The 22,749-nt window shown below is 35.8% G+C and carries 17 protein-coding genes and 1 pseudogene; 2 read left to right on the top strand and 16 right to left on the bottom strand.

Annotation, left to right across the window (positions count from 1 at the left end):
* Nucleotides 1–159: 159 nt before the first annotated feature.
* From ACIGHG_RS06690 to ACIGHG_RS06675, 4 genes are all read right to left on the bottom strand, one after another.
* Nucleotides 160–300: a phosphonate ABC transporter permease gene (locus tag ACIGHG_RS06690; RefSeq protein WP_336472538.1), complete on the bottom strand. Its 141-nt coding sequence runs from the start codon at nucleotides 298–300 to the stop codon at nucleotides 160–162.
* Between the two features lie 56 nt (nucleotides 301–356).
* On the bottom strand, nucleotides 357–3,719 hold the full coding sequence (locus tag ACIGHG_RS06685) for a tubulin-like doman-containing protein (RefSeq protein ID WP_396547689.1): 3,363 nt from the start codon (nucleotides 3,717–3,719) through the stop codon (nucleotides 357–359).
* 17 nt (nucleotides 3,720–3,736) lie between these two features.
* The gene (locus ACIGHG_RS06680; RefSeq protein WP_396547687.1) at nucleotides 3,737–5,833 is read right to left on the bottom strand and encodes a vWA domain-containing protein; all 2,097 of its coding nucleotides are present in this window, start codon (nucleotides 5,831–5,833) and stop codon (nucleotides 3,737–3,739) included.
* Nucleotides 5,834–6,073: 240 nt separating this feature from the next.
* Complete coding sequence (locus tag ACIGHG_RS06675) at nucleotides 6,074–6,409, bottom strand: hypothetical protein (protein WP_090913487.1); 336 nt, start codon at nucleotides 6,407–6,409, stop codon at nucleotides 6,074–6,076.
* Nucleotides 6,410–6,583: 174 nt separating this feature from the next.
* Here ACIGHG_RS06675 and ACIGHG_RS06670 point away from each other — a divergent pair, with 174 nt between their 5' ends.
* Entirely contained in the window at nucleotides 6,584–6,889 is a 306-nt protein-coding gene (locus tag ACIGHG_RS06670) for a hypothetical protein (protein ID WP_396547685.1), read from the top strand.
* Between the two features lie 24 nt (nucleotides 6,890–6,913).
* Here the strand turns inward: ACIGHG_RS06670 and ACIGHG_RS06665 are convergent, their stop codons facing one another.
* The 5 genes and pseudogenes from ACIGHG_RS06665 to ACIGHG_RS06645 form a co-directional block, all read right to left on the bottom strand.
* Complete coding sequence (locus ACIGHG_RS06665; RefSeq protein WP_396547683.1) at nucleotides 6,914–7,633, bottom strand: class I SAM-dependent methyltransferase; 720 nt, start codon at nucleotides 7,631–7,633, stop codon at nucleotides 6,914–6,916.
* Nucleotides 7,634–7,936: 303 nt separating this feature from the next.
* On the bottom strand, nucleotides 7,937–9,646 hold the full coding sequence (locus tag ACIGHG_RS06660; RefSeq protein WP_396547681.1) for a peptide ABC transporter substrate-binding protein: 1,710 nt from the start codon (nucleotides 9,644–9,646) through the stop codon (nucleotides 7,937–7,939).
* 303 nt (nucleotides 9,647–9,949) lie between these two features.
* A complete protein-coding gene (locus ACIGHG_RS06655) occupies nucleotides 9,950–11,653 on the bottom strand; it encodes a peptide ABC transporter substrate-binding protein (RefSeq protein ID WP_396547680.1) in 1,704 nt (567 codons plus the stop codon).
* A 746-nt stretch (nucleotides 11,654–12,399) separates the two neighbouring features.
* Nucleotides 12,400–13,206 carry an ABC transporter permease subunit gene (locus ACIGHG_RS06650; RefSeq protein ID WP_336472531.1) on the bottom strand — a complete coding sequence of 269 codons (807 nt, stop codon included), beginning with the start codon at nucleotides 13,204–13,206 and terminating at the stop codon, nucleotides 12,400–12,402.
* Nucleotides 13,199–14,093: pseudogene (locus ACIGHG_RS06645) on the bottom strand (ABC transporter ATP-binding protein). The gene ACIGHG_RS06650 and the pseudogene ACIGHG_RS06645 overlap by 8 nt, the downstream one beginning before the upstream one ends.
* 162 nt (nucleotides 14,094–14,255) lie before the next feature.
* On the opposite strand from ACIGHG_RS06645, the gene ACIGHG_RS06640 reads away from it, so the two are divergent.
* The gene (locus ACIGHG_RS06640; protein WP_396547678.1) at nucleotides 14,256–14,846 is read left to right on the top strand and encodes a TetR/AcrR family transcriptional regulator; all 591 of its coding nucleotides are present in this window, start codon (nucleotides 14,256–14,258) and stop codon (nucleotides 14,844–14,846) included.
* Between the two features lie 29 nt (nucleotides 14,847–14,875).
* On the opposite strand, the gene ACIGHG_RS06635 is transcribed toward ACIGHG_RS06640, so the two are convergent.
* The 7 genes from ACIGHG_RS06635 to ACIGHG_RS06605 all read right to left on the bottom strand — a co-directional run bounded on the left by ACIGHG_RS06635 (nucleotide 14,876) and on the right by ACIGHG_RS06605 (nucleotide 22,698).
* Entirely contained in the window at nucleotides 14,876–16,027 is a 1,152-nt protein-coding gene (locus ACIGHG_RS06635) for a branched-chain amino acid ABC transporter substrate-binding protein (protein ID WP_336472593.1), read from the bottom strand.
* Nucleotides 16,028–16,221: 194 nt separating this feature from the next.
* Nucleotides 16,222–17,250: an oxidoreductase gene (locus tag ACIGHG_RS06630; protein WP_336472528.1), complete on the bottom strand. Its 1,029-nt coding sequence runs from the start codon at nucleotides 17,248–17,250 to the stop codon at nucleotides 16,222–16,224.
* A gap of 341 nt (nucleotides 17,251–17,591) precedes the next feature.
* Nucleotides 17,592–18,293, bottom strand: coding sequence for an ABC transporter ATP-binding protein (locus tag ACIGHG_RS06625; RefSeq protein ID WP_396547676.1), 702 nt, complete (start codon nucleotides 18,291–18,293; stop codon nucleotides 17,592–17,594).
* A 63-nt stretch (nucleotides 18,294–18,356) separates the two neighbouring features.
* Nucleotides 18,357–19,133, bottom strand: coding sequence for an ABC transporter ATP-binding protein (locus ACIGHG_RS06620; protein WP_396547674.1), 777 nt, complete (start codon nucleotides 19,131–19,133; stop codon nucleotides 18,357–18,359).
* A gap of 10 nt (nucleotides 19,134–19,143) precedes the next feature.
* Entirely contained in the window at nucleotides 19,144–20,427 is a 1,284-nt protein-coding gene (locus ACIGHG_RS06615; RefSeq protein WP_396547672.1) for a branched-chain amino acid ABC transporter permease, read from the bottom strand.
* A gap of 9 nt (nucleotides 20,428–20,436) precedes the next feature.
* A complete protein-coding gene (locus tag ACIGHG_RS06610) occupies nucleotides 20,437–21,423 on the bottom strand; it encodes a branched-chain amino acid ABC transporter permease (RefSeq protein WP_336472524.1) in 987 nt (328 codons plus the stop codon).
* A gap of 66 nt (nucleotides 21,424–21,489) precedes the next feature.
* Nucleotides 21,490–22,698, bottom strand: coding sequence for a branched-chain amino acid ABC transporter substrate-binding protein (locus tag ACIGHG_RS06605; protein ID WP_396547670.1), 1,209 nt, complete (start codon nucleotides 22,696–22,698; stop codon nucleotides 21,490–21,492).
* Nucleotides 22,699–22,749 lie beyond the last annotated feature (51 nt).

The following is a 22,749-nucleotide window of genomic DNA, read 5'->3' as shown; positions in this document are numbered from 1 at the left end:
GGTTTAATAGTGAAAAAGGATTTGAATGCATGAAAGCATCAAATGGTAGTAATGTTAACAACAATTACATGCAAATAAGTTAACAGCAATCCAAGCTAAAAATGTTGTAAAACTATAAGAAAACGAAAAGAACATGCAGGTTAACCTGCATGTTCTTTATTATTCTTCTACAGTTTCATTTTCTTCTTTAATAATACCGTTATCAATAGATTGAGTATCTTTATTCTCCATACAAACCATTGCGTGATAAATTTCTGCATACAATCCAAACACTTGGTACACACTTCCAAGAAACGGCATAAGAATCCCTCTTTTCAAAATAATACATTCCAAAGTTAAGGATTCCCTATCTCTTCTTAAACATTCGTTTTTGTATCTTCCTCTTCGATTTGTATATTAAGAAGATGTAACCATTTCTTATATGGTGCACTGTTAGGATCTACAAATTCTTTTGCGTATGAGCGATTCCATAGTTGCTTTACAAATAAAGTTGCTTCTTTTTTTGCTGCTGATTCTGCACCAGTCCCGTAATAAGCTTTAAAATACTGTTCAATTTCATCAACAAGTAATCGCAATAACTCATCAGATGTTTCTTCTAACGTTGGATCATATTTCGCTTCCTTATCATACATCAAGATAATATCTAAAACATTATGAACATATTCCTTTCGAAGCCACCTTATATCTTGCGCACCTAATACAAATGAATGTGTATACAAATGTCCTCCATGTTGCAACGCTTTTTCCTTCTCTTCTTCAAAACGAGAAATGATATTTTCATATATAAATGGATTATGAAGCAAGGCACGGTGTAATTTATACCCTTCATTCGTTACATTTTTTCCCATCGATTGAATAAGAGAACTTCGGCCCACTCCGTTATATTGGTAAACGAACTGACCATCTACCGCCGCAAGGCTAATCCAGCGATATATATATGCATATAATAAAGCGCGATTACATTTCTCATAATCTAACTTCGTTTGCGTTGCATTTAAATCTGGCATAAACGCTGGCAAATGCCAATATTTATCGAGATGAGGCGTTAAATTTGATTTACGAATGTTTAATTTATTTACGCGGCGATAATACGCTTGAAAGTAGTCTCCCTTCTCATTCACATAACCATTTACAAGATGTCCGGACGATAACTTCGGAAAATCTTGTAACGATAACCCATAATGTGCGCGATAACATACAATTTCATACGGCGAAAAAGCTTTATCAACAGTTTCTTTTTCTTGAAACATTTCTTGGAGCGCTTCTTCATTTAATTCTTGATGAACAAATGGATGAATACCCCAATATTGTAATTCACGGTGATGCGCAACTTTTGGTATAAATGGACTTGCTAGATGTAATAAATCTTCTACTTTTTCACTGACATACTCTGTCATATTACGCCTTTGAATAGCAGCTTCTTTTCGAAGCGCTTCAATAATATTTAATTCTAGCTTATCTCTGTACCGTTCTTTTAGTTCTTTTTCACAATACGTTAAAATGTGTTTTCGGTAAAAATCTTCTACTTTTTGAGATTGCCCTTCCTCCGTCCCTGCTTCCCTGCAATACTCTCGATATAAACTCATATAAATTTCAGCAGATATCTCTTTTGGCAGCACACCATTGTTTACATGGTGATGAATATCGTTCCATATTTCTTCCTGCATTCGTTCATCTGCTAATACGTATACATTTGTTGGATTCGTTTTCCCTTCAAATTCTTTACTTCGCTTTTGAATATCTAATAATAAATTTTCACGCGTTTCTTGTAAATTATCAAAGAAACGCTCCCAATATTGAATCATTTTATCTACAGCTTGATATAAAGATTGATACACAAGTTCTAGCAACATTTCTTTTCGGTACTCATTTAACTTGTGTACATATTGGGTAGCGATATCTTGAAATTCTTTTCGGAATAAACGCTGTTCATTATGAAATACCTTTCCAATCCATCCTTGCTGCTGTGCAAGTTCAACACGTCGAACGGCTGTTACCGTTCCTTCAATATTACTTACATTAAACTTTTTATCGTAATTTTGAACGAGATTACGCTTTTGCTCATTATTTTCGTGCAAACGATTCATTTTCTCCGTTAACAATTTACGAATTTCATATAACATATACCTTGCAGCAACAGGATGAACGGGATCAGTTTTCTTCAAAAACCATGTATTTAACTGATATGACTGTCCCTCTGAACCACTTGGCGTAAAACGATCTGCTTCAATTATGTCATATACCAATGTTGTTACATGCTCATGTACACGGCTTGGGATTGCATACGCATATAACCGTACCGCATGGTCTACTCGTGCGACTTCTCCTTTCATTTGCTCGGCAATTTTCAACTTTGCAGCCGAAATTTTACACTCACGCTGCAAACGATTTAACTCTTCATCTTTTTGCACCGTACGCTGCACATAACTTTCTACTGACTCGAGAAACAATTTTGCTTTTGATATACCGATTTTTCCACCTTCTGCCCCTTCACGTGCTTCATAGTACATTTGTTTATAAAATACATGTGCTTGTTCTGGACGAGTCGCTAAATGTTCTAAATCCTCTAAGAAACTTTTCCCTCGCTCTGGTTTTTCACGTTGCATGCCGCGGCGAACATCTTGCTCATACCGACTTTTCTTCTCTAAAAAGAGTCGATCTAAATGAAGCCATGATTCATCTAGCCCTTGTACCGCCCATCTCAAAGCACAATAACGAAGAACATTTTCATATGGATAAATAAGTTTCGCGACTCCCGCCCCGCAATAACGGGCTTTACCATTTGAATCAGCAAGTTGCTGAATTTGATTATCTTCCTGCGCAAAATGACTCGTTGACATTGGACTAAATAGTTGTAAATAAATCGTATTTGTCATTTGTTCCATATAGTCAGACAAGCTATTTAAATGATGTCCATGTAAATTTTCATAATCATATAAAAAGCAATAATTATATGGTAAGTGATGTTGCATAATTGTATGATTTGTACGACCATCTTCATCCACTTGATCAGGCCTGTATTCTAACTCAATTGTAACGCCCCCGCGGCGTGATAATTCTCCTGTAGATCCTAATGTAATAGCATGCAATTCTTTTAATGATGCATAGCCGTTTGCTTGCACTGCTTCAAATTCTTTCCCGCTTATTGTGCGCGTCTTTACGAGAGCGTCAGGAAGCAAGAAAGCGCCGCGAATTAAAATGTTGTGATGTTGTAACTTTTTCCGAAGCATTTCTCGTAAATAAAGAGCGATTTGCAAAAACATCCCTGAACCTGTACCGCCAGCTAATGATGTAATAATAATAACTCGTACACCGTACTCTGTTTTATCACTAGTGACCGGAAAAATTTTCTCAATTTCCTGCCAAAACGATGTTAATTTATCCTCCTTCATTGCCGCGCGAAGTGCTAAGCGAGAAATAACTCGAAGCTGACCTGCACCTTCTGTTAATGGTTTATCTAGTATAGTTGGATCAATCGGAAACCAGTCTGGGATTGTTGGATCTTCTGCTATATATTCGCGCGGTGTTTTACTAGAACTCGTTTGCGTCACAAATTTACGAATATGCTGAAAATGACTTAACGTATTAATATCTGTATCAAAGACGTGCATCGCTACTTTTTTGCGCCGTTCTAGTGGAAGCTTTCGATAAATATCATGCGTAATCGTGCTGCCAATTCCTCCGAGTCCAATTAAAATTGTCGGCACTTGAAAATCCATGTGAACCACCTTCCTATTTATTCACATTCATACTTATATAACTCTTTTCCATATCCACGATCAATGACAACCATTTCGTTCGGATATAACGTTTTATGTTCACGTCCTGCTTCTTCATCTGTTAAAAACATACCATCGATCACCATACCTGGTACTTGAGAATCTTTCGTCACAAATATAGATTTTGAACCTTTTTTTGCAATAAACGTAACGGACTGCACGGTTTTCCGCTCTGCTCGAAATGGAATACCAAAATAATGATTCCACCATTTTGTCCGCAGCGGTTCTGGTTCAGATTTGTATAACCAATCTTCCGCAATAGATTGATCCCACTCATAATATATAAGCGCCTTCCTATGAAAACGCGGACGAACCACCCATCCAACAATAAGAGTTGCAATTATGAGTAAGATGATACTAAACGGTAAAACGAGCCCGAAAATGATCGCATAACGCTCGAAAAAAGGGACATCGATAATCGAAAGTGAAATTTGTTTACTCACTTTTTGTAATTGTGAATCTCGTAATGTGATGGTAGCTTCTACGGTGCCGGTATCTGTAAAATTAAATGTGTTGGAGTAATAAGGACGAGGATAGACGTACAGTTGATTTCTATGTTGCTTTATCTCATAGTTGATAGATTTATGAAATGTAACAGTAGCTGTTTTCAGTAATTCCTTTACTTCTGCTTCTGACATTGCTTCATCATTCAATAGCGGCTGTATGATAAATGGTTCACTATGCTTTAAATTTGTTACTTTTTCTGTATAATTCGTTGTCACAACTTGTAATGATAGTTTTGGTTTTGGAACAGATTGAATATAAAATTCTTTCGTTTGGCGATAAAATCCTTTTATATTCATGTGTACATTTCCGCGTACCGATTCTTTTCCTATCTTTGTTTCATAGTAAAAGGCTTTCCGCTCTCCACTCCATTTCATCGCATACATTTGACCATTTATTTCTATTTGTGCGGAAAAATATGAAGTATTTACTGGTACATTTGTCGGTTTTGCTTCTATAATTGCTGTTTGACCTTCATAGAATTGTTCGGTTTTCTTTTTCTGCTCTTTTTCATAAGTGGAAATCGTATAATCTAATGCTGGTTCGACAAGCACTTTCATATTTTCCTTTGAAACTACTTGATCAATTTCTACTATATATGCACCGGGTTCGATTACATCATTATTTTTAGACATAATATGTGTAATGCCACCATATAGCCCCATTCCTGCCGGTGCTTGAATCAAAAATTTTGATTGTAACTGGAGTGACCCTTTTATATTTTGAATACGATATGGCACTTTCTGAGAAGATTGATTAACAAGTGTAATTCGTTTTAATGGAAATGGTGTAGTAATTTCCATTTTATTCCCTACTATATTTGTTTTCACCGCTTCTTCTACTGCTGAAAATGGATCACGATTCGCTACCAATGCAGCCGCTTGATTAACACTGTGAATAACACCATCTTCTCCGCTTGTAGGTAGCACGCTTCCATTCGTTTGTTGTTTCCAAATCTCTTTAAAGCTGTTCATTTGTATTTGTTCTTGCGTTCCTAAATTTTCTTCCATTGTAATTAATACCGCATGTAAAGAAACTTTTTTTGCTTCCATTTCTTTTTTAAACTTACTTAGCGTTTCTGAAATTCGCTTTTTCGCACTATCATCTTGCTTTTCTAACTCATTAAAAGCACCATCCGTTAGAACAATAAGCCAAAATTCTCGATTGGCATTTACCTGAGCTTCCCTCTTCATCGATTGAATTGCCGTTTCTACCGATTGAAAAGGGGTATTAACTTGCTCATTCCATGTTTGAATCTTGTCAATCTCTCCTTGTCGCTTACTATTCTCTAAAGAAACAGGTATCTCCCCTGCTGGATGACTCATTGGCACATAAGAAAACGTATCCTTTTCATCTAGCAATGCAATCAAACTTTGCAGGGCATAATTGGCATATTTCCATCGATCGTTATTACGCATACTTCCAGAATCATCATACACAAGTGAAACGACACGCTGCCTTCCCTCTTCTCCTTTCGCTAAATTAGAAAAAGGGTTCATACATACAAATAGCAAAAACAAAATAGTTGTGGCTATGATTCGAGTGTACATGTTGAAGCTTCGCCACCTTTGTAGACAAATTCCTATGTTTAAACTTATGAGAAGAAATACAAGATATGACTTGTATTTCAAAAAACAAATGTAGTTATAATATTATTATGTCAACTGATTGTAAAGAAAAAGAGGTAAATGTCTTATTTTTGATTTCTATTTCTAAATATTTTGCTGTGTTTTCAAATCCTTATTTTCTTTTTATTATAACAACAATAAGAGTGCCCTCTATAAGCACTCTTATTGTTTCACATATACTTCTACAACCGGATTTTCTTTTCGGTCGGCATGAAGACGAATATTACTTTCTTTCGTATCATAAATAGTCGCTAGCAGTAATACTGTTAATAGGTTAGGAATTTTGCTATCTGTTCCAAATTTTCGTTCAAGTGCTTCCTTATACTCAAACGCAAGATCTCCCTGTACATATGTATACACTTCAAATCCATCCTTTAAATCACAAACAATACTATCAATAATATCGGCTCCAACTTGACGCACCATTTCTTTTCGCAGTGCATCTATTAATTCCTCCCACGACATTTCATACGTTTGAAACGTATCTGAACGATTCATTTTTTTCTCTCCTTTTCGTTTCATCTAACAGGCAACAGTTTTTTCATTACTAACATCATTCTTTCCCTATCCTTCCCATTTTTCATCACAATTATGAAGGAATAGACAAACGTACAAGCCACTGTTGTTCCTATATCATATAGTAATATCGGAAAGAGAAAGGGGAAAAATTATATGTGTTCTCATCAACATTATTACACATGTCGACGATATCACGGACGAGTCGTACGTGTTGAAGACCATGACGGCAATATTCATATTGGGAAAATTGTCGATGTAACGAATAAATCAGTATGGATTGAACCCGTTCATCAAAAACGATTTGACTACGGATTTGGCTATTCTGACTGTGGGTGTGATGTTTGCGGCGGTTTAGGCGAATGTGATAATTGCGGGTTTGGATGTGGCGGATTTGGTGCTGTTGAACTTGGTTTTGGATTCATTTTTGGCATTACATTAGCTGCTTTATTTTTCATTTAAAAAAGCCAACATGTGTTGGCTTCTTCATTTTTGGCACATAAAAATTCGATGTCCTAATCTATGCTTATATTGCTGTAAAATTTGTTCATGCGAGATCCACGCCTCATACAAATCTTGTGAAATAAAATCTGATATATCCCACTCTGGTTGTTCTATGTGTGCAGAAATCGTCTCTGCAATAGTTCCGCCTCCAAGCACACGCACTGTTGTAAATTGTGCTTCTTGAAAGAGTGCTATCCATTCCTGCTCTGTTAATAGTTGTTCCATTCCATATAAAGCTATAATCTGTTCTTCCTCATGTACTGATAGGTGTTGCTCAGTTACCACTTCACTAACAAGAAGTACCCCGCCGCGTTGTAAGACACGATAACATTCATCTATCGCTTTCCTTTTATTCGTAAAAGCAAGAACAGATTCTCCTAATACAATATGAAACACTTCATCGTGAAACGTTAGTGCCTCTATACTTCCTTTTATGAGTTCAATATTTACTCCATCTTTATTCCATCTCTTTCTTGCTTTTTGAACCATCATTTCATTCATTTCAACTGCACTTACCACCGAGCCATATTGTTTCACAATATAAGAGGCTGTCCTGCCCGTTCCGCACCCAATTTCCAATAACTTTGTATACGGCCCTAATGAAAACTGCGCTAATAACTGCTTTGTTACTGTAAAACCTCCTGGATGTGCACTGCCAACACCAAATGCGGCAAGGAAATCTAAATAAGAACATTGTTTCATAAATATCTCCTTCTATCTTATACTTGGCAATGAAATTAAACAAAATAATAAAAAATAAATCGATGAAAGTTTTGTTTTATTGTAGTACTGCATATGTATTCATCACGCTTCAAAATGTGCACAAAGAAAAAAGGTTACGAAATTATTGTTTCGAAATCATCAATGACACTACCTAGAAGGAATACAACCATTTATACATAAAAAAGTGATAGCTTCCTCATTTTCATCGAGAAAGCTATCACTTTTTAAACTATTAGGACTTTTTAGCAGACTGCTGTATTGTATCCTCTTTGTGGCTGACTTTTATTTCTTATTGTCTTTTTCAGTAACATATGCCCATTTATAGCTGAAATCGCCGCCAAAAGTGTGAGAAGCGATGTCATGTACGTACGGACGCACTAAGAAAGAATTACCACGTTGATATAACGGTGCAATTGCTGCATCTTTAAGTAAGATTTTCTCCGCTTTTCCAAGCTGTTCCCAACGAGTTTTCACATCAGTTAATAATTCTTTTTTACCTTTTTTCACGATTTCATCATACTCTTTATTTGAGTAACCCACTTGGTTATGAGAGTTTGTTGTTTCAAACATATCGATGAATGTCATTGGATCTGGATAGTCTGGTCCCCAACCACCATAAGCAACATCATAATCTTGATCTGTTTCTAACTTTAACTTTTGTTTAAACGGTTGGTTTTTCAAGTTAACTTTTAAACCTGGCAAGTTTTTCTCTAATTGTGCTTTTAAGTACTCACCGACTTTCTTCGCATTATCAGTATCATAGTTTAAAAGTTCAAGTGTAATTTCGTCTTTACCTAATTCTTTCTTTGCTTCTCCCCAAAGCTTTTTCGCTTCTTTTGCATCATATGCTACATCTTTAATAGAACCGCCGAATGTATCACGGAAATCTTTTTTATCTGGACCAGTTGTGAGCTCTGCTGGCACAAAGAAGTCCGCTGGCTTAGAACCGTCATTTAAAATAACGTTTGCTAATCCCTTTTTATCAACGCCTTTTGCAATTGCTTGACGAAGCTTCGTATTTTTCAGTGGTGTATCCTGACCGCCACGTTTTTGATTTAGGCGTAAGAAGAATGTTGACGGATCTAACTCTGTGTTGAACTCATCTTTGTTTCCTTTATATTTATCAACATATTCCGCAGCTAACACAACACGGTCAGCTTGGCCACTCTCATATAAGTTAACACGAGTAGATAGCTCTTTAACTACACTAACATTAATTTCTTCTAGCTTCACAGTTTTCTTATCCCAATATTGATCATTTTTCTTATATTTCCAACCTTGCTCATGCTTCCATTCAGCTAAAGAGAATGGCCCATTGTATACTAAGCTGTCAGCTTCTAAGGCATATTTATCGCCTTTTTCTTTTACAACTTTCTCATTTAATGGATAGAATGAAACGAATGATGTTAAGTGAATAAAATATGGAATTGGATTTTCTAACTCTACCTCTAATGTATAATCATCAATCGCTTTTGCTCCTAGCGAGTCAGCCGGTGCTTTTCCTTCATTAATTGCCTTTGCATTTTTCACATCATACATAATGAATGCATATTCAGCAGCCGTTTTTGGATCTAACAGACGTTGCCATGCAAAAACGAAATCCTTTGCTGTTACAGGATCACCGTTGGACCATTTTGCATCTTTACGAAGTGTGAATGTATATTTTTTTCCATCGTCGCTCTTTTTATGTGATTCTGCAACACCTGGAGTTGGCTTATTATCTTTATCAAGGCGGTATAAACCTTCCATTACGTTGTTTAACACAATAAGCGAAACTGCATCTGTCGATTTAGAAGAATCCATAGACGGAATTTCTTGATTTTCTAATAAATTTAATACTTGCTTGTCTGCTAACTTACCCTCTGTTTTTTTGTCTCCATTTTTCGGTTCTGTGCTTGATTTTTTGTCCCCTGCCCCGGAACATGCTGTTAGTGCCACGCTCATCGCTAGTACTGGCGCTACTACAGCTGTAATTTTTTTCATCTTTTTCATTTTGTACCCTCCCTAATTTTCATGTACGATACTACCTATGAGAAAGTTTTTGATAACTTTCTATTTCTATTCAGTTATCAGAAAATTTCTATTAATTAATATTCTACTATTTTTTTTTGTTTTGTAAAGTAATATTATTAAAAAAATCAAAAAATTATTTTATTACAGTAATATTTATAATCATTCTATGAAATAATAAAGTGAAACTTCCATTTCGTGTCGTACTGCATATGTATTCATCACGCTTCAAAATATGCACAGCGAAAAGAGGATACGATATCGCATCCTCCTCTTTTCAAATAATTATTTACCTTCTTTTTCAGTGATATATGCCCATTTGTAGCTGTATTGGCTACCAACGTTATGCTTATAAATATTGTGTACAGTAGGACGTTGTAAGAATGATCTTCCGTTTTGGAACATCGGTACGAGTGCTACTTCATCCTCAAGTAGGATTTTTTCAGCTTTCCCCATTTCTTCCCAACGTTTTTTCGGATCTGTTAGCCATTCACCTTGAGATTTCTTAATAATCTCATCATATTTCGCATTTGAATAGCTCATTTCGTTTTGTGGATTTCCCGTTTGGAACATATCTAAGAATGTCATTGGATCCGCATAATCTGGGGTCCAGCCCGCATAAGACAGATCATAATCTTGCGCTGTTTCTAATTTTAATTTTTGCTTAAACGGCTGAAGTTTTATATTAATTTTTAAACCTGGTAAGTTTTTCTCAAGCTGTTCTTTTAAGTACTCACCAATTTTCTTTGCATTATCTGTATCATAGTTTAAGAACTCAACTGTTACTTCTTCTTTACCTAATTCTTTTTTCGCTTCTTCCCAAACCTTTTTCGCTTTCTTTACATCAGTTTTGATGCCAGTAGATTTAAATGTTTCATGGTAATCTTTTCCATCTGGGCCTGCAGCAAATTTTTCTGCAATCAGGGAATCTACTGGTTTAGAACCATCATTTAATATTACATTTGCTAATGCTTTTTTATCAAATGCCATTGCAATTGCTTCACGAACTTTCTTATTCTTAAATACTGTATCTTGACCGTTACGTTTTTGGTTTAAACGTAAGAAGAACGTTGACGGTTCTAGCTGCGTTCCAAATTCATCTTTATTTGCTTTATATTTATCAACGTATTCAGCTGTTAAAAGAGCACGATCAAGTTGGCCGCTTTCATACAAGTTCACACGAGTAGATTGTTCTTTTACAACACTCCAATTAATTTCATCCAACTTAACTGTCGCTTTATCCCAATACTGATCATTCTTCTGTAATTTCCAGCCTTGTTCATGCTTCCATTCTGTCATTTTAAATGGTCCATTATAAACCATCTTATCAGCTTCCAAACCGTATTTATCTCCATGTTCTTTTACAACTTTCTCATTTAGCGGTAAGAAAGACGTAAATGCTGTTAAGCCAAGGAAATATGGAACAGGATTATCTAATTCTACTTCTAATGTGTAATCATCTACTGGTTTTACACCTAAAGAGTCAACTGGCAATTTTCCTTCGTTAATCGCTTTTCCATTTTTCAAATCATATGCAATAAATGCATATTCAGCCGCTGTTTTCGGATCTAGAAGACGCTGCCATGCAAAGACAAAGTCTTTTGCTGTTACAGGGTCTCCATTTGACCATTTTGCATCTTTACGAAGTTTAAATGTATATTTTTTACCATCATCGCTCTTTTTATAAGATTCTGCAATTCCTGGAATAGGCTTATTATCTTTATCAAGACGATATAAACCTTCCATCGTATTCCCTAAGATAAGTGAAGAAACAGTATCTGTTGATTTTGAAACATCCATTGAAGGAATTTCTTGTGCCTCTACTAAGTTTAGCACTTGTTTTGCCGCTAACTTACCCTCTGTTTTTTTGTCTCCATTTTTCGGCTCTGTACTTGATTTTTTGTCCCCTGCCCCAGAACATGCTGCTAGCGCCACACTCATCGCTAACACTGGCGCTACTACAGCTGTGATTTTTTTCATCTTTTTCATTTTGTACCCTCCCTAATTTTTATGTACAATACTCATTATTATGAATTTTCTGGTAATTTTACACCTCTATATTTATCAGAAAATTATATTAATTAATATTCTGCTGTTTTTTCTATTTCGTGAAGTTATATTATTGGAAATTATGAAAATTATTTTATTACAGTAATATTTATAATCATTCTATGAAATAAACTATAAAAAAAGTCCCCCTCACTATATGGATGCTATAACTCTTTTATTTATTACTACTTCGTTAAACTCATATAAAACAATTATTTGGGTAACATTGTATTCTTATACACATCGTCTTTTTGGCCTTCTCCTTTGTTCCTCTCATAACGCTGAAAGAACTTTCTCATATTTTATCTGACAAACTCATTTTTACTACTCACAACAATAGCAACTTCTTATTCTTTTTTTCACTTTATAAATCCATTTTAATTTTTTTGACATATAAGTCGCCGCTATGCAGAATACAACATGACCTGTATTCGCATATGGTAGGAAAAGGCACTGACCGCTTCTATGCACAGCCAGATGCTCTCGTCCTCCCCTAAATAGAAAGGTTTTTTATGTCGTTTGTTCCACTTGAATATATCATTTTAAATGAGTATTCTCAGAAACAAGCATTCCTATTTTGAAAATATAGCAGTTATTACAAGAATAACAGATCAAAAAACAACCTTATCTCAGTTGAATAGTGAAATAAGGTTGTTTGTATTTTTTATCCTGTTTACATAACATCTTTATAAAGGTAAATCTCTTCTCTTAAACAGCATAACAGCCATTGCAAAAAGAATACAAGATGCTGCAAGTAAACCAATGCTTGGTGGCCATATGTTATAAGTTCCATCCACAATTTCTTGTGGGCGATATAGGTTAAATATAGATAGATTTCTCATCCATTCCAATTTCTCACTCAATTTCCCTAGCATATCTAATCCATAAAATAATACTGTTATACCTGTAGAAATACTTAACGCTTTCTTTTCATCATTCAGTAAGCAAGAAAAGAAAAATGAATAGGCACAAATAACAAGAAATACAAGTCCGCCAAGAAAATTGAGTTTTAAAAATAGCACTTTATCAAGGGATACTTTTTCAATTAACCATTCTGCCCCAACTAAACCGCCAAGATAAGTAACCATGACGATTGTAAATAGTCCAATGATTAAGACAGATGCTTGTGTCAAAATTACCTTTGTGCGCGAAACAGATGTAGATAATAAATAAGCCATTGATCCTCTATCAACTAGATGAGCAACAAGTTGTGTTGATGCTAAAATACTATATACCATTAAGAGCAAAACAAAGATTAAACCATAATATTCTCCAGCTAAAAAGTCATTCAATTGTTCAATCCCTTTTTCGAACCCTACTGCTTTTAAAACCCCTTTAGGCATCGCTTTCATTATTTCATCTATTCCCTTTACAGATGAAAACGATGGAAAGATCCAAATGAGTAACCATAAATAAAGAACGGAACCAACTGCATAGTTCAAAATCATTTTCGCATTTGCTTTTAAACTAGCAACAAATAACGCTTTACTCATAATCGATTTTCTCCTTCCGCATCATAATAATGCATAAAGATATTTTCTAAATCCATTGTTCTCACCTGAAAACCAATTACATTATGCTGCGCCAATGTTTGAAGAAGTTCATTATAATTTCCCTGTACAATAATAGAAGCTGTATTCCCTTGCACATTCTGAATTTGCAACGCCGTTTTCTTTAATGATTGCAATTCTTCGTGCGAAGATACTGTCACATCAATAACCTGCCGTTGTTTCGCTCGCAAATCATAAATATTTTCAACCGTTAGTAATCGTCCTTCTTTAATAATCCCCACTCGATCGCATGTTCGCTCAATTTCTGTGAAAATATGGGAAGACATAAAAATGGTTTTCCCTTTTTGTTTTTCTTCTAATATAAGATCTACAAATAACTGCTGCATGAGCGGATCTAAACCTGAAGTCGGTTCATCTAAAATGAGTACCTCAGGATCATGCATAAATGCTGCTACAATCCCTACCTTTTGCTTCATTCCTTTAGACATTTTTCGAATAGGTGTTTTCACATCAAACTGAAAGCGTTCAATTAATTCATCACGGCGGCCATTATTTTTCATCCCACGCATTCCTTGCATAAGTTGTAAAAATTCCAGTCCGTTCATTCCTTCTATAAAAGAAATCTCTCCTGGTAAATAACCAACACTTCTTTGAATTTTTGCTGCTTCTTTCCAACAATCGAGTCCAAAAATCGTCGCTGTTCCAGAAGTAGGTTGTATAAAGCCCATTAAATTGCGAATTGTTGTTGATTTTCCAGCTCCATTTGGTCCCAAATAACCAAATACTTCCCCTTCTTTTACTTGAAATGAAACATCGAATAAACCTTTTCCGTTTGAAAATTGTTTCATTACATTTTGAACAATTAACATAAAATCACCCCTTTTTGAAATATTTAATATATCATATTTCAAAATTATTATACTCCTCCATCACAAAGTAATCAATATTTTTTGAAGTTTAATAAAGACTATATTTCAAAATTGTTGTTTCTATTCGTATTATCTTGTATATTTAAGTGGAGGTGATTGAATATGAACGGTTTCGAAAAGGTGAAAAAAAAGAAAAAACAAGCCATTAAAGCCGCTGCCTTAGAGTTATTTTCTAAATATGGGTATAAAGATGTAAAAATAGAAGATATTGCAAAACAAGCAAAGGTTTCGCAAGTTACAATTTATAATCATTTTGGGAGTAAAGATGCTTTATTTCGCGAACTCATTCAAGAGTTTACAATTCAAGAGGTCCATTATTATGAAGAGTTGCTAACGAGCGACTTATCTTTTCAAGAAAAAATGCATCGTATTATGACTCGAAAATTACAAAGTATAAACCGTTTACATCCTGAAATGATTGAACAAGCAATGCAAACGGATGAAGAATTGCGTAATTTTCTATTTACATATCAAAATGAAAAAGCGCTTCCCCTTTTTCTTCGCTTTATTGAAGAAGCGCAACAGAAAAAAGAAATTAATCCAAATCTTTCAAAAGATATGATTTTGTTATATATCAATGCGTTTTCTAAGGTAAGTGATCAATTCGTTACACACATAGTCGGTCAAAATCGTGAACAGCAAACAAAAGAAATCCTCACGATGTTTTTCTATGGACTTTCTAATCCAAACTAAAAACCCGGCAGATGCCGGGTTTTTTTTCATTATTTACTTATCTCCCCTTCTTGCGTTCCTGGATATTTCGCACCTTCATACTTATAAATGTAAACTTTGGCAAATTTGTTATCACCTTTATCATCGAAAGCTACTTTCGTAATAACTCCATCGTATTCTTTTATAGCCCGAACCGCATCGCGTACTTGTTCACGTGTTGGATACTTACCATCATTTTTCTTAATAGCATCTTTAATTCCTTGTAAAATAACGCCAGCTGAATCATATCCATATGCAGAGTATGCTTCCACATCTTTTTTAAACTTCTCCTTATATTCTGTTACAAATGTTTTCCCTTTCTCTGTTACTGTTGGTGCTGTCGCTACTGTTGTATAATACGTATCTTTTAATCCGTCTTTTGCAACTTCTGCCATTGTTGGAGAATCAATACCGTCACCGCCCATAATTGGCGCTGTAACTCCTTTTTCACGTGCTTGTTTTACTAAAACGGATCCTTCTGAATACATACCACCAAAATACACAAGGTCTGGCTTTTTCGCGACAACTTGGTTTAACACACCACTAAAATCTTTCTCACCAACTGTAATCCCTTCATAGCCGACAATTTTTGCGCCTAGCTTTTCTGCTTCTTTTTTAAATGCGTCGGCTAACCCTGTACCATATGCGGTTTTATCTTGAATTACAAAAATATTTTTGGCCTTTACTGTTTCAAGCGCATATTTCGCCGCTGCTGGACCTTGGAAATCATCTCTTGCAACAAGGCGTGCAACAGTTTTTAATCCACGTTCTGTTAATTCAACTGCCGTACTTGATGGTGATACCATAACAAGATTTGCTTTCTCATATGTTTCAGAAGCAGCAATAGATACACCTGACATTAAATGTCCGACAACGCCTAATACCTCTTTATCAGCCGCGACAGACTGAGCATTAGCAACCCCTTTTTTCGGGTCACCTTGATCATCTTGCGGCACAAATTGCAATTCAAAACCTAGTTTTTTAAACTCTTCTTTTTGTTTATCTACTGCAATTTGCGTTCCAAGCTTAATGGATTCTCCAAACGCAGCTGATCCACCAGAAAGAGGAGATTCAGAAGCAATTTTAATTACTTTATTTGTCCTTGCTTCATTTTTCGTAGTAGCTGAATTATCATTTCCTTTACTCGTACATCCTGTCATCATTCCCGCTAATAAAACACCCGATAACAAAAGCGATATCTTTTTCTTCACCGTACTCCCCCTAAATTCGTAATATTTTTAATATTTAAAATATTAATCTATACATAAGGGTTGCACAATAAAAATCGTTAGCGTTTTCTCGTAAAATTCTGACATGATTTGCTAACATACAAAAAGAGTCAGCGTATACACTGACTCTACCATTTTACTATCATTCCTTGCTGACTACTTTGTAAACAAGCTGTAATAACACGAATCACATTTAGAGCTTCCTCAGCTGTAACAGGTGGCATTGCTCGTTTCATTATCGCGTTTCGGACACCTTTATAATAATTCTCATAACACCCTATTTCTGTTGGAATATGAATTTCTTGTTCCTCTGTAGAAAGAACAGTATACATATGCATAGCATCTTCTCCATATCCTTCATCACCAGGTTTCTTTCCTGCCTTTAGCTGTTCTTCTTGAGAATCCATTCCATATTTAACAATCGATCCTTTTTCACCATGAATGCTAAAATGTGGCCCTGCATATTTAACGTGACTACCGCTATGAAGAATAACACGCATTTCTTCATAATGAAGAATAATATGAAAATAATCATCTATTTGCGACCCTGGACGTTGATTGACAACATCTGCATAAACAGCTTCCGGCATCCCAAATAAATGTAACGCTTGATCAATGAGATGTGAACCTAAATCAAACAGTATTCCTGATCCTGGCAATTTATGCTCTCGCCAACGATCACGAACATGCGGACGAAATCTATCAAAATGAGCTTCATACGTATAAATTTTACCAATTTTATTATCTTGTAATAGTTTTTGAATCGTCCTGAAATCGTTATCAAAGCGGCGGTTATGATATACACTTAACACAACGCCATGCTGCTTCGCTAACACAATCAACTCTTCCCCTTCTTCAACAGTAACAACAAAAGGTTTTTCAACGACAACATGTTTACCATGAAGAATTGCTTTTTTTGCATATTCAAAGTGCGTTGTATTAGGAGATGTAATAATGATAAGATCTATGTTCTCATGCATAATAAGCTCATCAATTGTTGTCACAACTTCTACATGTGGAAATGATGCTTTTACTTTCTCCTCTTGTGAAGAAACAATCGCACGAATTTCGTAGTCTTCAATTGTTTGTAGCAGTGGAATATGAAAGGTTGTACTAGAAAAGCCGTAACCTACAATACCAACACCGATTTTGTTCATAAAATACCTCCAAATTATGTATGGAATATGATGAACTTTCATTATATCAACTTATCCTTTTTCTACATAATGTTTTGCATTTTATAATGGCAACATATATAAATACAAATTAAAAAATCGACATAACAATCCTCTTTCGTTTTAGGCGGGCGAGAGCATCTGGCCATGCATAGAAGCGGGCAGGGCCTTTTTCTGCCACATGCAAGGTTTACAACAAAAGGAGAAAGCAAGTAGCGGTCATGCTGTATTCTGCATAGCAGCAAATTATATGTCGAAAAATTAAAATGGATTTATATAGATTAACATACAAAAAAGCCACCCTGCCTAGGGTAGCTCTCATATTATGCTAAATACGCTTCTTTCACAAATTCATTATGCATCAATGATTTTCCTTCTCCTACCATTTTAATTTCCCCTGTCTGAATCACATATCCACGATGTGCAATTTGCAACGCTTGATACGCATTTTGTTCAACAAGTAGAATCGTCATCCCTTCTTTATTAAGATCTGAAATAATTTCAAAGATTTGCTCAACAATAATTGGTGCAAGTCCCATTGAAGGTTCATCTAACATAAGTAAATGAGGCTGACTCATGAGCGCACGTCCAATTGCAAGCATTTGCTGTTCACCGCCACTCATCGTACCGCCCTTTTGTTCTAGCCGTTCTTTCAATTTCGGAAAATAGTGACAGGTTCGCTCCATCCGTTCCTTCACTATTCTTTTATCCTTTACTGAAAATGCTCCCATCTCCAAATTCTCTTTTACTGTGAGGCGTGAAAAAATACGTCTTCCCTCTGGTACATGAGCAATCCCCGATAAAGCAGTTACGTGCGGAGATTGTTTCGTAATTTGTTTACCCTCAAACGAAATTTCTCCTGATTTCGGTATAACAAGACCACTAATCGTCTTTAATGTCGTTGATTTTCCAGCCCCGTTGCATCCAATAAGCGTTACAATTTCGCCTTTTCCGACAGAAATATTAATACCTTTTAACGCGTGAATACCACCATAATACGCATTGATATTTGTAAGCTCTAACAAAATACTCCCCTCCTTTTTATTTTTTTCGAACAATGTTGTATCATTTTTTTACTTTATTTCGCATTACTTCTCTAACACTGCGCTTTTCCCTAAATACGCTTCAATAACTTTAGGATTGTTACGAATATCTTCCGGTCTTCCTTCTGCAATTTTTTCACCGTGATCTAATACAATGATATGCTCAGAAATCTCCATGACAAGTTTCATATCATGTTCAATTAATACAATTGTTATGTCTAGCTCTTCGCGCATTCGATAAATAAGAGCTGTTAATTCCTTCGTTTCTTTTGGATTCATTCCGGCTGCTGGCTCATCCAATAATAATACTTGCGGTTTCGCCGCGAGCGCTCTAGCAATTTCAAGGCGACGCTGTGCCCCGTACGATAAATTTTGCGCTTCTTCATTTAATAAGTGAGCTAAACCAACATATTCTAGAAGCCCATATGCTTTTTGCTGCGCTCGTTCTTCTTCTCTCTTTACCCCTGGAAAATGTAACAAAATCCCCAAAAGATTACTTTTTAAATGATTGTGAAGTCCTACCATTACATTTTCAAGTACCGTCATATTGTTAAAAAGACGAATATTTTGAAACGTACGAGCAATGCCATTCTTTGAAATATCATGCGGCTTCAAACCAGTTATCTTTTCTTCTCCAAGCAGAATGTCACCTTCATCTGGCTTATATACACCTGTTACCATATTAAAAAACGTCGTTTTTCCTGCTCCGTTCGGTCCAATTACAGCTGTAATGGATCCTTTTTTTACTTTCATGTCAACACTTTTTACTGCAACGAGTCCATCAAACCGCTTTGTAATATTTTGAACTGTTAAAATCGCCATATTCTTCCCCCTAGGCTTCAAATACTTTCTCTTTTTGTGTTTGTGACTCGATTTGTTTTATCCTATCTTTTTTCAACTGCTCTTCATTAAATTTTCGATTTTTCGCAGGTATGAGTCCTTGTGGTCGATACAAGGCAAATAAAATTAGAATTCCTCCAAAGATGAAACGTTGCATTTTAGCTGGAGAAAGTGCATCTGGGATCGTAACCGTTCCACTTAAGTTTAATTGGTTTAGCCAGTTTGTTAATTCAGTAAGTACTTGTAAATTTAAAATTGTCATAACAGCTGCTCCTAAAATAACCCCGGGCACACTCCCCATACCACCAAGCAATACCATAACAAGAATGGTAATTGACTCTAGTAATGTAAAACTTGTTGGATCGACAAAAGTTTGTTTTGCAGCAAAGACAACGCCCATCATTCCAGAAAATGAAGCACCAATTGCAAACGCTAGCAGCTTTGTTTTCACAAGCGGAATTCCCATCGCTTGGGCTGCAATTTCATTTTCACGAACTGCCTTCCAAGAACGGCCTATTTTCGAAAACTCTAGTCGTTTTACAATAAAAATTACGAGTAATAAAATACCGAGTACAATGTAATACACTTGACTCGATTGCAAAAATGTAAACCCAAATAAGGAAGGTGGTTTTACAGAAGATAAGCCCATTGCACCGTTCGTAATATTAACCGGTTTATCTAGATTATTAAAAATAATACGGATAATCTCCCCAAATCCAAGTGTCACAATCGCTAAGTAATCACCTTTCACACGCAACACCGGGATGCCAAGCAAAACTCCAAATACCGCTGCAATCAAACCACCTAGTAAAATAAACATCCAAAAGTTTTCTCCTGACAATGGGTAGTGACCAAATGGCATAAAGTTATTTGCTTGAGCTGTTGCAAAAATACCGTATGTGTAAGCTCCTATTGCAAAAAAAGCGACAAATCCTAAATCTAGCAATCCTGCAAACCCAACAACGATATTTAACCCTAGCGCCATTGCTATATAAATTCCAACTAATGTCGCCACTTCCATATAAGATTGGTAAGCAGGACCACCGCTTGCTGTGAATGGGAGTAATACAACTAACACAAATAACCCTACCAACCATTTCCATTTACTGTGTAAATTTGTATAATACAATAATAAAAGAGACAATAATAATAGTAGAAATGCCGTTACTGACTTTTGTGCAAAATATAAACTTGCAGCAGTTATCCCCATATAAAGGACTAATAGTATAAGTTGCATCTTCGTGTTTTTCCTTATCATTTCTAACCATTTTTTCATTATCATCACCTACACTTTCTCGGCAACTGCTTTGCCGAAAATGCCTTCTGGTTTAAAAATTAAAACGAGAATTAAAATTCCAAAGGCAAAAACATCCTTATATTCAGCTCCCAATATTCCAGAAGATAAAATGGATAAATTTGCAGCGGCGAACATTTCTAATAGTCCAAGCAATATACCGCCAACCATCGCACCTCGAATATTACCAATCCCCCCCAAAACAGCTGCCGTAAAAGCTTTTAATCCTAAAATAAAGCCAATGTACGGATCTATTGTTCCATATTGCACAGCAAACAGTACGCCTGTTGCTCCGCCAAGTGCGGAACCGATAAAAAACGTAAGAGAAATCACCTTATTCACATTTACTGACATTAATGAAGCAGTATCACGATCTTGTGCAACAGCACGCATCGCCATACCCCACTTTGTTTTATTGATGAAGAAGTCTAAAGAGAACATCATAATAACCGCAAGAACGAGTAGAATAAGTGAAGATGTTTTAAGCTTAGCGTTATTAAAAGAAGAGATGATTGCTGAAGCCTGTACCGTAATTTGATCATTGAATAAAGTAGGACCTGTTATAATGTAATTTCCTTTTTTTAATTCAGCGATAAAGCGAACGATATCTTGCAGTAGAAAAGAAACACCAATTGCTGTGATTAACGTAATAAGTTTCGGTGCTTTCCGAAGCGGTCGATACGCAACCCTTTCAATGCCCATCCCAAGAAAACCTGTTATAAGAGATGTTGCAACTAAAACAAGTAACAATGCTAGCAAAGCTGGCATAGCTGGCATTAGGCCAAACCCCATAAAAACAAGGAAAATTGTTGTACCAATAAAAGCACCCGTCATAAAAATTTCTCCATGAGCAAAATTGATAAGTTCTAATATTCCATATACCATCGTATATCCTAATGCGATAACCGCATACACTGCACCAAGTGTTAATCCGTCAATTAGCACTTGAGGAAGTGTATGCATTATTTCTCCGAACATAGAAATTCCTCCCCTTTATTTTTCTCTAAAAAAGGTACGGAACATAAGCACCGTACCCCTATCACCTTACTTTTTCTCTACTTCTCCTTCTTGTCTTCCTGGATATTTTTGCTCTGCAAATTTATAAATATATACTTTTGCAAATTTATTATCACCCTTGCTATCAAAACCTACGTTTGTTACCGCTCCTCCAAAATTATTTGTTTTCCGAACAGTGTCACGCACTTGTTCCCTTGTTGGCATTTTATTGTTATTTGCTTTAATCGCATCTTTCACTCCTTGCAGTAGTACACCCGCAGCGTCATATCCATAAGCCGAATATCCTTCTACCGCTTTATTAAATTTGCTCTTATAATCACCTGCAAACTTCTTTCCTTTTTCCGTTGTTTTCGGATCAGCAGCGATAGAAGTGTAATACGTATTCTCGATAGAATTACCTGCAATTTCTACCATCGTTGCTGAATCCATGCCATCACCGCCCATAAACGGAATCGTAAGACCTTTTTCACGCGCTTGCTTTACTAGCAGTCCACCTTCTGCATATAGACCACCAAAATAAATTAAATCCGGTTTTTTCGCGAGTACTTTATTTAACACACCATTAAAATCTTTCTCCCCGACCGTAATAGATTCATAACCTGCAATTGTTCCACCTAATTTTTCAACTTCTGTTTTAAACGCTTTAGCTAAACCTGTTCCATAAGCTGTTTTATCATCAATAATAAAAACGCTTTTTGCCTTCAGTGTTTTCAATGCAAACTCTGCCCCGGCAGGACCTTGAAAATCATCTCTTGTGCATATACGATTTACTACTTTTAAATTACGATCCGTTACTTCAACAGCAGTATTTGTAGGTGATACCATAACAACATTGTTTTTTTCATACACTTCAGAAGATGGAATTGCAACTCCTGAATTCATATGTCCAACGACACCGAGTATTTCTTTATCAGCACCAATAATCTGCGCGTTCGCAACACCTTTTTTCGGATCAGCTTGATCATCATATGGCACAAGCTTTAATTCATACCCTAATTTTTTAAACTCTTCTTTTTGTTCTTCTATTTTCAATTGTGCACCAAGTTTAATTGCTTCTCCTTGTGTTGCAGAACCACCAGAGAGCGGTGATTGCGTCGCAATTTTTATGACCTTTCCACCACCACCTCCCGTACTTGCTGTATCGGCATTACCATTTGTTTTACCACTGCATCCTGTTAATAAACCAAACATACACACTGCCGAAAGAACAAAAGAAAGATTCTTCTGTTTTATCACCCATATACCCCCATCTTATTTTTTCTGAACATTTAAAATATTTAGTTAAAT

Origin of the sequence: Bacillus sp. NPDC077411, from assembly GCF_044543425.1 — a bacterium.
Lineage (GTDB): Bacteria > Bacillota > Bacilli > Bacillales > Bacillaceae_G > Bacillus_A > Bacillus_A bruguierae.
The sequence above is the reverse complement of the archived record's forward strand: the minus strand, read 5'-3'. Positions and strand labels throughout refer to the sequence as shown.